13 protein-coding genes are annotated in these 11,928 nt (G+C 34.9%); 5 read left to right on the top strand and 8 right to left on the bottom strand.

Features of this window, described 5'->3' with window-relative positions; genetic code table 11:
* Positions 1 to 78 precede the first annotated feature (78 nt).
* Positions 79 to 1,026: a beta-1,6-N-acetylglucosaminyltransferase gene (locus C1631_RS06015; protein WP_103247912.1), complete on the bottom strand. Its 948-nt coding sequence runs from the start codon at positions 1,024 to 1,026 to the stop codon at positions 79 to 81.
* A gap of 443 nt (positions 1,027 to 1,469) precedes the next feature.
* Here C1631_RS06015 and C1631_RS06010 point away from each other — a divergent pair, with 443 nt between their 5' ends.
* On the top strand, positions 1,470 to 2,588 hold the full coding sequence (locus tag C1631_RS06010) for a DEAD/DEAH box helicase (protein ID WP_109711082.1): 1,119 nt from the start codon (positions 1,470 to 1,472) through the stop codon (positions 2,586 to 2,588).
* A 50-nt stretch (positions 2,589 to 2,638) separates the two neighbouring features.
* Positions 2,639 to 2,833 (top strand): cold-shock protein, encoded by a 195-nt coding sequence (locus tag C1631_RS06005; RefSeq protein WP_103247906.1) that lies wholly within the window; start codon positions 2,639 to 2,641, stop codon positions 2,831 to 2,833.
* A gap of 300 nt (positions 2,834 to 3,133) precedes the next feature.
* Here the strand turns inward: C1631_RS06005 and C1631_RS06000 are convergent, their stop codons facing one another.
* Complete coding sequence (locus C1631_RS06000) at positions 3,134 to 3,955, bottom strand: alpha/beta fold hydrolase (protein WP_109711080.1); 822 nt, start codon at positions 3,953 to 3,955, stop codon at positions 3,134 to 3,136.
* A gap of 275 nt (positions 3,956 to 4,230) precedes the next feature.
* Between C1631_RS06000 and C1631_RS05995 the strand changes: the two genes are divergently transcribed.
* On the top strand, positions 4,231 to 4,824 hold the full coding sequence (locus tag C1631_RS05995; RefSeq protein ID WP_109711078.1) for a Crp/Fnr family transcriptional regulator: 594 nt from the start codon (positions 4,231 to 4,233) through the stop codon (positions 4,822 to 4,824).
* Positions 4,825 to 5,023: 199 nt separating this feature from the next.
* Here the strand turns inward: C1631_RS05995 and C1631_RS05990 are convergent, their stop codons facing one another.
* The 5 genes from C1631_RS05990 to C1631_RS05975 all read right to left on the bottom strand — a co-directional run bounded on the left by C1631_RS05990 (position 5,024) and on the right by C1631_RS05975 (position 8,399).
* Complete coding sequence (locus C1631_RS05990) at positions 5,024 to 6,004, bottom strand: DUF4209 domain-containing protein (RefSeq protein WP_123966602.1); 981 nt, start codon at positions 6,002 to 6,004, stop codon at positions 5,024 to 5,026.
* Between the two features lie 35 nt (positions 6,005 to 6,039).
* Complete coding sequence (locus tag C1631_RS05985) at positions 6,040 to 6,669, bottom strand: hypothetical protein (RefSeq protein WP_123966600.1); 630 nt, start codon at positions 6,667 to 6,669, stop codon at positions 6,040 to 6,042.
* A gap of 121 nt (positions 6,670 to 6,790) precedes the next feature.
* The gene (locus C1631_RS05980; RefSeq protein WP_109711074.1) at positions 6,791 to 7,744 is read right to left on the bottom strand and encodes a hypothetical protein; all 954 of its coding nucleotides are present in this window, start codon (positions 7,742 to 7,744) and stop codon (positions 6,791 to 6,793) included.
* Positions 7,745 to 7,856: 112 nt separating this feature from the next.
* Positions 7,857 to 7,988, bottom strand: coding sequence for a hypothetical protein (locus C1631_RS24500; RefSeq protein ID WP_257189333.1), 132 nt, complete (start codon positions 7,986 to 7,988; stop codon positions 7,857 to 7,859).
* Positions 7,989 to 8,165: 177 nt separating this feature from the next.
* Positions 8,166 to 8,399 (bottom strand): helix-turn-helix domain-containing protein, encoded by a 234-nt coding sequence (locus C1631_RS05975; protein ID WP_047486272.1) that lies wholly within the window; start codon positions 8,397 to 8,399, stop codon positions 8,166 to 8,168.
* Between the two features lie 90 nt (positions 8,400 to 8,489).
* Here C1631_RS05975 and C1631_RS05970 point away from each other — a divergent pair, with 90 nt between their 5' ends.
* Positions 8,490 to 9,035 carry a hypothetical protein gene (locus C1631_RS05970; protein WP_103248939.1) on the top strand — a complete coding sequence of 182 codons (546 nt, stop codon included), beginning with the start codon at positions 8,490 to 8,492 and terminating at the stop codon, positions 9,033 to 9,035.
* 376 nt (positions 9,036 to 9,411) lie between these two features.
* Here the strand turns inward: C1631_RS05970 and C1631_RS05965 are convergent, their stop codons facing one another.
* Positions 9,412 to 10,629 (bottom strand): phage tail-like protein, encoded by a 1,218-nt coding sequence (locus C1631_RS05965; RefSeq protein ID WP_109711072.1) that lies wholly within the window; start codon positions 10,627 to 10,629, stop codon positions 9,412 to 9,414.
* A 615-nt stretch (positions 10,630 to 11,244) separates the two neighbouring features.
* Here C1631_RS05965 and C1631_RS05960 point away from each other — a divergent pair.
* Positions 11,245 to 11,916, top strand: coding sequence for a hypothetical protein (locus C1631_RS05960; RefSeq protein WP_103248937.1), 672 nt, complete (start codon positions 11,245 to 11,247; stop codon positions 11,914 to 11,916).
* Positions 11,917 to 11,928 lie beyond the last annotated feature (12 nt).

The raw sequence follows: 11,928 nt of genomic DNA, 5'->3' as shown, positions 1-11,928 counted from the left end.
GAAAAGATAATGTAAATCTTACAATAATATAGAATTGTAGGTTGTTTTACTGATTATACTTTTAGGTCATTCAATATACTAATTATTTTGCCGGCCATCTCTTTTTAATTCTCTTTCCACTTCATCAACCTCGGTTAAGGGAAGAAGAAAGGTGTTTTCAATATAATTCCGGATATTTTCATCCGTTTTATTGTTTATTTTTCTGATAAAGAGCTGATTGGTAGATTTTAGAGACTCTATATACTTCAGTACATCCTGTTGATTATGAAAAATTGATTTTTCAAATATTGCTCTTTTGTCATCATTCACAATAATGTCATTAAATGATGTGTTCATAAGAACAGTCTGGAAAAAAGATTCGGCAGGCAAAAAAGTGTGTAAATAATAATCCTCAAAGTCCATTACTTTTTTATTGCTTGTTAAGAAAGCACAGGTTTCTCTTGTAAACATAAACCATTTCCCACCAATATAGGGGATTACTCCTTTCATAAATTCTCTTTTATAGATGAATGAAGAGATCATATAGGCTAATTCCGTGAAATGATTCTGTATTCTTTTCAGGGTATCCGGTCTGTAAAATTTCTGGTCATAGTAGAATAGATAGTTCCGGCCGTTATTTACGGTAAGAAAATTACGTATGATGGACTGGGATTTCAGGGGATAATCTTCACCACTGAGATTGATGAAATAATCCCATTCCAGGCTTGCGTTTAAGAGAAACTCCATTGCATTAAGCTCTGCCTGGATCATACTGAAGCCACCTGAAACAATATTCAGACTTTCTAAAATAAAAACATTCGGAAATTGTGTTATGTAGAGCTGTATTTCTTCTGTAAAAGAGTCTTGGGCCTTTCTGTCAATGTGAATGAGATAGAACTGATCTTTTGTGTAAATTTTCTGAAACATTGCCTTGAATACATGAGGCTTATGATGAATCATAATAAAATAGGCAATTTTTATATGCGGTGTTGCATATGATTTCAGGGTCTGGGTCTGAGGTTGGGTTTTGGGAAAAGCAGTTTGCATTTTGGGAAGCTTAAAATCATCCGCATCTGCAAACAATTCGATTAACGGGCGGAAGGTATGAATAAATTTTTGATAATCAATTAATTAAATGTAGTTTTGTTTGTTTATTTTTATCGTACGTTTGCATAACATTTAATAAAACAGGTCTCTGCCTTTGCTATTCTGTAATAGTTTAAAATCACAATTTTCTTTTCCAGTTTTGCTTTTTCAGCTGCCCATTTATAATCTTGATTTCATCAGTGAAAAATCGGAGATTATAAAATCCTACTATCAATAGGAGCGATATGTTATTGCTGATCATAAATAATATTGAATGATATTGTTACCGATAAAGCAAGCAAACTGATAAACCGGAAAAGTATTCTTTATTTGTTTATCCTTAGATCAACTCAAATTCTGATCAACAGATTTGCTTACCAACTGCCGGAAGACCGGAATTTATAATGAGCTTTAAAAATTTAAACTTAATCAATCCCATTGTTCGTGCTGTAACGGAAGCCGGATATTCTAAGCCTACCGGGATACAGGAAGCTGCAATTCCCCATATTCTGGAAGGAAGAGATATCATAGCATGTGCACAAACCGGAACCGGAAAAACTGCGGCATTTGCCATGCCCATACTACAATTACTGAAAAGATATAACCCTGAACATAAAGAAATACGTACCTTAATTCTCACTCCAACCCGTGAACTGGCGATACAGATAGAAGAAAATTTTGCTATTTACAGCAAATATCTGCCTTTATCCCAACTGTCTGTTTTCGGAGGGGTTTCAATAGGCGGTCAGCTTGCTGCCCTCAGAAAAAGAGTAGATATCCTGGTGGCAACACCCGGAAGACTTCTGGACCTGGTGAATCAGAGACATATTGATCTCTCTAAGATTGAAATATTGGTTTTGGATGAGGCCGACAGAATGCTGGATATGGGATTCGTAAATGATGTAAAAAAGGTATTAAACTTAATTCCCAGAAGAAGACAAACCTTATTTTTTTCTGCAACTATGCCGTTGAGTATAAAGAGGTTTGCAGCAAGCATTCTTAATAATCCTGTTGAGGTTACCATAACTCCTGTATCTTCAACTGCACAGACAGTAAAGCAGTCTGTATATTTTGTAGAAAAAAAAGATAAAACAGACCTGCTGATTGATCTATTACAGGAAAAAAGTACTGTCAGATCATTAGTTTTTACCCGTACCAAGCATGTTGCGAATAAACTTGTTCAGCAATTAGAAGATGTAGGTATTTTTGCCGCTGCTATTCATGGAAATAAATCTCAGGCAGCAAGGCAAAATGCACTTGATGATTTTAAAAGCAGCAGAATTAATGTATTGGTGGCCACAGATATTGCAGCGAGAGGTATTGATATAGATGATCTTCCCAATGTTGTTAACTATGAACTTCCTAATACCCCGGAGACCTATGTTCACCGGATTGGAAGAACCGGAAGGGCAGGAGCAGAAGGTACCGCTATTTCGTTTTGCGATGCAGACGAGCGCGTGGACCTTAAAAATATTCAAAAGCTGATCGGATTTACAGTACCGGTCAGATCATTTTATAAATAAATTCTGTAGCGTTTACAGAACATACTATTCAATTTTTAATAATAATTACAATGCAAGAAGGCACCGTAAAATTTTTCAATGAAGCAAAAGGCTTCGGATTTATTACTCCAGCAGATGGAAGTAAAGACATATTTGTACATTCTTCAGGATTAAGCGTAAATGCTGTTCGTGAAAATGATAAAGTCGTTTTTGATGTACAAAAAAGCGACAAGGGCTTAAATGCTGTCAACGTAAAATTGGCATAATTTAAACTTGATTGTAGATATTTCAAAAGATAATTTTTGCAATTTCAGTTTCATAATTTTATATTTTTTCACAAATTCATAATCCAGGTTATTTCTCTGGATATAGTATTTGAATGGACATTACTATAAATACACTATTTTTTATTTCCATAATGTTCATTTGACCTCTTACTTTTAGTGAGAGGTTTTTTAGAAAAGGAATATCCCGACAATAGCGGAAATGAAGCCCATAATAGGATGTAATCTAAATATAAAGAGATGAATCAAACGGATTCATCTCTTTATGATATTGCTCTTTTATTAAGCTTCAATAAATTCTAAAAGATCTTTATTGATGGTTTCGTGTTCCGTAGTGGGCATTCCGTGAGGGAAACCGGGATACGTAATCAATTTTCCGTTTTTCAATAGTTTTGCAGATTTTATAGCAGAATTTTCGATAGGTACAATCTGGTCATCCTCACCGTGAAGAACCAAAACCGGAATATCCACCGCTTTCAGATCTTCCGTAAAATCAGTTTCAGAAAATGCTTTGATTCCGTCATAATGAGCGACAATACCACCCATCAATCCCTGTCTCCACCAGTTTCTTTGTACACCGTCTTTTACATTGGCTCCTTCTCTGTTGTATCCGTAGAAAGGGAAAGTCAGGTCAAAATAAAACTGGTTTCTGTTATTCAAAGTCTGTTCTCTGATCCCGTCAAAAACTTCCATAGGAACCCCGTCAGGATTGTTTTCACTTTTTACCATTACCGGTGGAACGGCACTGATTAACACTGCTTTTTTTGCTCGGCCGTTAGAATACTTGTTAACGTAGCGGATCACTTCACCACCTCCTGTAGAGTGACCGATGTGTACTACGTCTTTCAAATCAAGGAATTCTACCAGTTCCGCAGCGTCAGAAGCGTATTGCTCTATGGTGTGATTATAGATGTTCTGGCTGGAACGGCCGTGGCCTCTTCTGTCATGGGAAATGACCCTGTACCCTCTCTGAAGGAAGAAAATGACCTGTGCATCCCAATCGTCAGAGGATAACGGCCATCCGTGGTGAAACATCAATACTGGTCCTGCTCCCTGGTCTTTATAAAAAATCTCTGTTCCGTCTTTTAATGTAAGTGTGCTCATAGGTTTAAATTTTTAATGTTAATGGATGTTTTATTTGATAATTTTTTATTGTCTTAATTCTTTAGCAAATGTAGGACAGTTTGCTTTCACTGAAATTAATCTAGTTTAATTTCGTAGCTATTGATAGTATTTTTTTGTTTTACCCGTTTAATCTGCTTTCTGATCCCAATCTTTTCTTCAGATAACCATTATGTTAGCTTTTAGGTATCATCAAATAGCGTCTGAAGGCTGAATTTTACTCACTTTTTTCTAATTTGCGGCCGTAAAATAAATGTATGTTTCAGAATATTATTAAAAACATCTCACGATTTGTGATCCTGACCCCGGAAGAAGAAAATATATATGAAGGTTTGCTGACCCTTCAGAAGTACCCGAAGAAAACCCATCTTCTGCGTGCCGGAGAGATTTGTCAGTTCGAAGGGTTTATAAAAGAGGGCTGCGTACGAACGTATTATCTTGATGAAAACGGTTTTGAAGTAACCCTTCTGTTTGCTGTTGAAGATTGGTGGATTACCGATATTGATTCTTTTAATAATAAAACCCCCTCGAAGATCTTTATAGAAGCTCTGGAAGATACCGAAATTTATATGTTGAATCCGGAAACCAAAGAGGAACTGATGCAGAAGGTTCCGAAGTTTGAAAGAGCATTTCGGCTGATGATGCAGCGGTATGTGGTGACGCTTCAAAACCGACTGGTTAACACGATTTCTCAACCTGCTACAGATCGTTATCTGGAATTTATCAGAGTGTATCCTTCCATTCCGCAGCGTGTAGCACAGTATTATATTGCATCCTATCTTGGCGTTTCAAAGGAGTTTGTAAGCACCATCAGGAAACGATTAGCGAATAAGGCAAAAATAGAGCAATAGTTTAATAGTATAAATTGCCGGATACGAGAAATATCCGGTATTTTTTTTCGTAGGAAGTTCTTACAATAATAGAGAATTGTAGGTTGTTTTGCTTAAATCCCCACTAAAGAGGGGATTTTTTGTTTTGATTTGTGATGTGTAAATTCTCCGAAGTGATTGGTTAAATAGTAAAAAATTTTTACTTAAATTAACCACAATATTATTTTATTCCTGGAAAAATCAACTTGGTTTGTAAAATCATTTTTAAGCACAGCCACCATGCATATAGTCCATATTTATGGACGAGTGTAGTTTCCATTAGACCATGTAGTAGTTCGTTTCTGAAATTCACAGAACTATTCTGTACAAGAAAGCTTTCCAATTCTTCTATAATGTCATCAGTAGCCAGTGGACGAAGTTTTGAGATTAAACCTCCTAATAGATTCTCTAATTGAAACCTCTTTTCATAAGTTGTAACTATGATATTATTTGTTACTGCTAATTGTCTTAGACTATTTTCTAATTGAGGAATAAGCAAATGAGCAGCAGTAATAAAATCATTCTGAAAACCAGCCGTAATTCCCAAAATATAAATATGTAATCTATCCTCAGGAATAAATGGACTTTTTGATTCTATTAAAAGTTCCGTTACCATTGAATGATTAATATTAATATATGCATCCAATGCACCTTTGACAAAGTAGATATAAGCCATCAGCTTTTCTCTGAAGTAAGTTCTTGCATTGCTGACATAACTATCTGCAATATCTTGAGAGGCGACTTGAGCACCTTTCCTTGTAATCTTAATCTGTTCTGGAAAAAAAGCTGATAATCCTGTAGCTGATTTTCTGTCCGACTGCGCTAATTTTTTAACTGCGGAATTTGAGATTAGCGGAAGTTCTAACAATGTGTGATATGCTATACTAGAAGTACTGAGATTCATTCCTAAGACATTATTATGAATTTCACCAAGATTTATTTCTGGTATCATACTGATACCCGCAGCTTGCAATGTACGATAATCCTCAAGCTGAAGTTTTGCAACTTTCTGCTCTAATCTCTCATGTAGTTCCTGGCAATGACTTGCTGATGCAATTAATCTAAAGCCTTTTAAATATACGGCAGAAATCGTAGGATAGTAAGTATTGGGTTGCATGTCTGACACATACAGGTCTCCTTCTGTTTCATAGTTTTCAGCCATTCTAATGTTGCATTGATTTTTGTCTAGGGTTCCAATTAGCTGTAATATCTGATGCAAAATCTTGCAGAGCGAAAGTCCTTATTTGTGGAAAAATGATTTATTTTTTGTTCTATGTATTCGTTAAACTCTACTTGGCATCTGGTCTCACCATATATGGAGATTAATTCAATTAATATAAGCTGCTGATAGTACGCCGAAGTGCATTCAAAAAAAACTTTTTTTACTTTATCAAATATTACTTCAAATTCGTTTTTGAAAAAGTTCTTTGCATATTTAACCAAAGCAATAGAACGGATAATATAGTGCATTTCATTGTTTGCTGAATACACCATCATATAAGCTTCATGTACTGAATTAATGTATACTTTGATGTTTTTTTTATTTAAAGTTAACATCACATCAAACCATCTTGCTAAAACTTCTTTATTTTCAATTCTATTGATTGTATTTTTATCTCCCAAAAGGTCAATTTCATTTTCAGTAAAATACATTTTAAGATCTTCTGCTTCACAATGTATTAAGTCTGTATTACAAAGTTTTATAATTAGCGTTAGTAATTGCTTGTGTTCTGGTTGGTCGTATTGTTGTTTCCAAAGTAATTTCTTTAGTTCAAATCCGAAGATGTTATCTTCAATAAGCAACGTAGAATAAGCAGAATTTTCCATAACTAGTTATTTCATATTATTTAAGGATACATTAATATATAATACTCTGTTACGTAAAGCATCCTGACTTTGAGCCAGTGAAATAAGAATATTTTCTTTAACAAAGTATCTGTTTATGCTATTATAAATTTGTTATTTTATCAATTTCATTTGATTTTATTACCAAGGTTTTGATGTCAAGTTTTGAAAATGTTTGTTCAGCCTTATACTTGCATCTATCATCATTTGTTATAAAGACATCACAATGTGAAGCATAAAAAGTATGCAATGCATCATCAAACATATTGTTAAAATTGGAATCGGTTTTATAACCTTGTAAATCAAATTTGTAAAAAGTTTCAATTACTTTGTAATAAGATTCATTATCATTTTCTTTAATTTCAAATTTAGGTTTATAAGCATCCGCAATTGATGAGAAATCTAACTTTAAATTATTGGGAATTTGGTCATTATTCCTTATATAGTTTACAACATCTTTATTACCTTTAAGAGTGGAGATATTTTTTGATAATTGTGCTTTAAAAGCTTTATAAAAACTATAATCTGATTTAAGTTTAATTTGAAAATTATAGAGATCCGCAAATAGATTAAACAGTGAATTTTCTTCAATTGTTGTAGGGAACATCAATTGAGCAAATTTATCTTTTTTGATTTGTGAAACCCATTCAATTGGAAGAGGTAATTTTTTAGTGAGATGAATAGGACTTTTATCTCCTAAGCCAAAATCAAGCATTTCGTCTAAAGTTTCATCGTATATGCCTGCCTCATCTTTTTTTGAATTGAAAAATTCAAAAATATCCCTTTTGTGCCACCAAACTTTTTTTTCTCCCCAATATTGACAAATACATAAATCTTTTGTTATTTTTTGAATGTTTTTAAGATGTCCATCAATGTAATTTGGATTCTTCTTCCAACCTCTTAGAAGATCATTTAAGTGTGCATTTGAATAGGGTAAGTCAACATTATCATTTGAGATTAGATCTAATAATGGCAGATATTCATTTTTTTCATTTTCATCAAGAAGATCAATTTTTTCTATTCTATCAAAAATATTTAGATCAAGGTAGATTATCATAATAATTGTTGTTAAAAACCAAATATACTAAACAAGTTATTACATACATTATGGGTTTCCATAAAAGTAAATAATCCCAACTCTCGTCAGGATCAGTTATTGAAGTAAAAAGTTATTTACCTTGCGGTTTCTTTGGTGGTTTTAAAGAAGGTGTATTTCCTGGTGTCTCCTTATTATCGCGTTGACGTTGATCTGGTTTACCAGTTGATATTGCTGTTCTTTTAGGTCCTGGTTTAAGTGCCATAATATTAATGTTTTGCTGTTAACTTAGTCAAATTTATCAATGATAATTTATATTACCTTACGGTTTTCCGTAAACAACAAAAATCAAAACCACTTTGAAATTATCAATCCATATTTTCCGGAATTTCTTAAAGATTTTGAAAATTTCAACACAAAAAAATCCCAACTTTCGTCAGGATTATTCATTTATAAGTTTAAAGAAATCAGATAAACTAATTTTTCTTGCTTCACATATTTTAAAAAGTGTTTCAACGGGTATTCTGTAAGTTTCTTCACTTTTAATTTTTCTAATGGTACTTTCTTCTACACCATGATTTTTGGCAAAAGAATTTTGTGACTTGCCTTCTTGAAGCCAAGGTATCAACCATTTTTTTGTAATGTATAAACAAATTTTCTCGTTTATATCTGTCATAGAACAAATGAAATAATTAAATAGTAAAAAATTACGGTCGATCGACCGTAATTGAATTTCTTTTCTTACATTTATAAAAAAATACACACAATGAAAAAAATACAAACAGGTTTTGCTCCCCGGTTTCAGGCAAATAAGAAGCATTCAGGGCTACAGCTGATGGAAAACTTCTTCCATTTCAATGAGCTGGATGTTTCCAAAGAAATGCTCAGCAATTTGATGAATTATGCCGTAAAGCGAAATAGCTGGATCCATGAAGATCCGGCGGTGATCTTCCAGTTTCATCAGTCGATGAGGTCATTGATCCGGGCAGGCTATCTTATGATGCTGAAGGAAAGAAAATGGACGGTTGATACCCAGCCGGAGAAGATTTCCCCATGGGTTTTTGGCTTGCTTTCGGAGAAGGAATACCGGAATCCGTTGCTGGTTTTCAAAAAAGCATTCAGGGAATACACCCTCAGAGAATTTGATTATTTTCTATCCGGAATCGTCTATTTCTCAATGGGCGTTTATGAAAATCTACCGGAAAGGAATATCGTGATGCCCTACATTCATACCGTTAAAATGCTGGATGCTGCACATCTTATCATTCAAAGAAAAAGAGAAAAGAAAATGGCTGGCGCCCATTCAGGATAAGTAGGCTGAGCATTGCTGATTCAGATGATTAATAAATTGATGATGTGTGTTTTAGACGCAAAGTTTTAGCTCATTATGCATATTTTCAGGGAGCAAAGGATAAAATCAACTTTGTTGATTCGTCGAAGCGGACGTATAGCATATCACTTCATCAGCGACAAAGTCGCCTCCCTTAGCTCACTTAAAATAAAGCGGAGTGAGTCATGAACTTTGCGTTTATTTTTTTACTCAATAAATAATTTCAAATAGGAACTCCGGCTTAGCAAAGTCAGGAGGCTTCGGAAGGTAACTAATATGAATATCACTTATGATTTTACATCTATTGTACACATCGTAGATCAATAAAAAATGCCCCTGAAAAGGGGCATTCTATTATTTATTGTGCTCTTACTTGCTCTATCTTGATGAATATTTTAGAAAGGTTGGGCTGGGCACTGCCTGAAGTGGGCGCTCCCGCCATAATGGTTGCGGTATAAGCGGTTTTTGAAGAAGCATTACTGTCTATCCAGGTATATCTTCTGTGCTCAGGTCCGCCACTCGCTCCATCTATAATCCCTACGTTCCCCCAATAAGCGTTTCCTACTGCCCCTGTGCCCTGAGGAAACCAGGTAGCTGACGCATCTCCCATACCACCCCATACTCCTGAAGTAATATTGTTTGTGGTTACTGCTGCACCAATATAACCACCATATTCGGTATTATAATTCCAATACAGATTTACGGTAGCCCCTGAATTATTATACAATTGTACATTAGGAACAGCAGCGGTCGTACCACTTGTGGTATCAAATATTACCCTGATCGAGTACTTGCCATCCGGGGTAGCCAGAGGAAAAGTATAGGCCTGTTTTCCGTTGGAATCGGTAGTTAGGGTAGGATACCCCATCACCGCGACAGATGCAATGTCTGCACGACTGGTATTTCCCACTGTAGCGGTACAGTTTTGTCCTGCTGTTAAGAAAGGAACTGCAGTACTGTTTAGAGGAAGGGTCATATCATTAGCAGTGGTAGGAGTTCCGGTAACTGAGAATACCAGTTCGCCATCCCCAAACTCCAGGGTTCCGGGTCTTAGCTGGAAGGTTAATCCGTTTACGGTGAAAGGCGCTCCTGAATTATACGAACCTCCGTTTCCCTGGCTATAGGTAACTCTCAGGTTTCCATTGTAAGGAGTACCGGCCGTATACGTAGAAGGGTTTAAGTAAGCGGTAGTACATTGTAATGCGGAAATAGAGGGTGAGATAGCATTGGTTGCTTGTGTAATTCTTTGCCATACTGTTCCATCAAAATAATAATAGCCCATAGCAGTAACATTGATACGTTGTCCTGTGGCATCTCCACCGGTAACGTCCGTAATATAAATCAATGCTCCTCTCTGATCACTGCCATAGGTAGCCGTATTGGCTGTAAGTTCAGCTCTTGTAAGCCTCGGAGCCTGTAATCCGTATGTTTGTGCATTATCCGTAAGCACTCCTGAACCATCTCTTTTAGCAGATACATCCACTGTGGTTTTCGGTGAAGTTGTATTGAAACCTACTTGGGCAAATGAGAATCCAGCAATAAGAATAGCACTGAATTGTGTAAATTTTGTTTTCATATTAAGGTGTTGTTTTGTGTAAATCAAAGATAGCTTTTTTTATTAAAAAATAAATAAATTGTCTTTATAATTAGAAAAAAAATAATTAATTCTGAATATTATATTAAAGTATTGGTTTTTGAATTGGTTTGTAATGTTTTTGATTTCAATGTTTTAGGTTTGATTAAAAATTATTTGTATCAAATTTTATTTTTCTCTAAAAGTGGAATTGATAATGAATTTTACATTCATATTTTTAATCAAAAAATAACTTCAAACATGCTTTATTGAGTTCTGTCAATAAAAAATATCTGATAGGTGTATATTGATGTGCTGTTTATTTTACATAATATCAGTATACAAGTTATCCGCTACTTTTTTCTAAAATTTCTCCTGTTTCATTAAAGATAGGGTTGGTCAACATGGATATCTCTGGATTTTGTTTAAGATAGATCACAAACCAATTCTGTATTCCCTATATATTTTCGGGATGTCTATAAATTAATGTAACAGTGCTCTAATTTTTTCTATATTTAGAAGTGTATTAGTATATATGTTTACTATGTTCAGAAAAATGGCCAATGTTTGTATCTTGTACTCTAAAGCATGCCTATCATTATAATATAAAAAAAGACAATGCCTATAAACCTACTACCTCCGGACGGAGGCATGTTATATAAAGAAACAGATATGGCTCAGTTGTTCCCTGAGCCCTTCAATGCAATCACTGCTGCATTTTTTTTAGCCATAGCCATTTTCTGGACCGTTAAAATGAGGGGTAATTTTAAAGGATATCCCTTTTTAACCTACTGTCTGGTGTTGTTATATATTGGCGCCATAGGAGGAACTATTTACCATTCATTCAGGCAATGGCCGGTATTTATCATAATGGATTGGCTGCCGATTATGATATTATGCCTGTCTGCCGGATTTTATTTTATCGCTCAGAGTACCAGATGGTACTATGCTGCTGTAATGGTCCTGGGATATGCAGTCCTGATGTTCGCTTTGAGAAAATGGATTCTGGCAGATAACCCTTCTCTTTTTATCAACGTCAATTATGCAATCTTGGCCTCATTTGTAGTTTTCTCGGTACTAAGATATCTGATGTATACCCAATGGAAAGCTGGCAAATGGGTAGGCTTTGCTGTATTGTCGTTTGTTTTTGCATTGACCTTCCGCATCGCTGATAAATGGGAATGGTTCAGTTTCGGAACCCACTTTTTATGGCATACTTTCGGGGCGATAGCGACATTTTGCATGTTTAATTATATCTATCTTACGCGGAATATCATTAGAAAGACATAAAAAAACAAAATC

It is taken from the genome of Chryseobacterium phosphatilyticum (assembly GCF_002899825.2).
In the GTDB taxonomy this organism is placed as follows: domain Bacteria; phylum Bacteroidota; class Bacteroidia; order Flavobacteriales; family Weeksellaceae; genus Chryseobacterium; species Chryseobacterium phosphatilyticum.
Note: the sequence above shows the minus strand (reverse complement) of the source record. Positions and strands in the feature narration are given on the sequence as shown.

Excerpts from the sequence above, each read along its gene's own strand:
- C1631_RS06015 (WP_103247912.1), bottom strand. The coding sequence starts at position 1,026 with ATGCAAACTGCTTTTCCCAAAACCCAACCTCAGACCCAGACCCTGAAA.
- C1631_RS06010 (WP_109711082.1), top strand. The coding sequence starts at position 1,470 with ATGAGCTTTAAAAATTTAAACTTAATCAATCCCATTGTTCGTGCTGTA.
- C1631_RS06005 (WP_103247906.1), top strand. The coding sequence starts at position 2,639 with ATGCAAGAAGGCACCGTAAAATTTTTCAATGAAGCAAAAGGCTTCGGA.
- C1631_RS06000 (WP_109711080.1), bottom strand. The coding sequence starts at position 3,955 with ATGAGCACACTTACATTAAAAGACGGAACAGAGATTTTTTATAAAGAC.
- C1631_RS05995 (WP_109711078.1), top strand. The coding sequence starts at position 4,231 with ATGTTTCAGAATATTATTAAAAACATCTCACGATTTGTGATCCTGACC.
- C1631_RS05990 (WP_123966602.1), bottom strand. The coding sequence starts at position 6,004 with ATGGCTGAAAACTATGAAACAGAAGGAGACCTGTATGTGTCAGACATG.
- C1631_RS05985 (WP_123966600.1), bottom strand. The coding sequence starts at position 6,669 with ATGGAAAATTCTGCTTATTCTACGTTGCTTATTGAAGATAACATCTTC.
- C1631_RS05980 (WP_109711074.1), bottom strand. The coding sequence starts at position 7,744 with ATGATAATCTACCTTGATCTAAATATTTTTGATAGAATAGAAAAAATT.
- C1631_RS24500 (WP_257189333.1), bottom strand. The coding sequence starts at position 7,988 with ATGGCACTTAAACCAGGACCTAAAAGAACAGCAATATCAACTGGTAAA.
- C1631_RS05975 (WP_047486272.1), bottom strand. The coding sequence starts at position 8,399 with ATGACAGATATAAACGAGAAAATTTGTTTATACATTACAAAAAAATGG.
- C1631_RS05970 (WP_103248939.1), top strand. The coding sequence starts at position 8,490 with ATGAAAAAAATACAAACAGGTTTTGCTCCCCGGTTTCAGGCAAATAAG.
- C1631_RS05965 (WP_109711072.1), bottom strand. The coding sequence starts at position 10,629 with ATGAAAACAAAATTTACACAATTCAGTGCTATTCTTATTGCTGGATTC.
- C1631_RS05960 (WP_103248937.1), top strand. The coding sequence starts at position 11,245 with ATGCCTATAAACCTACTACCTCCGGACGGAGGCATGTTATATAAAGAA.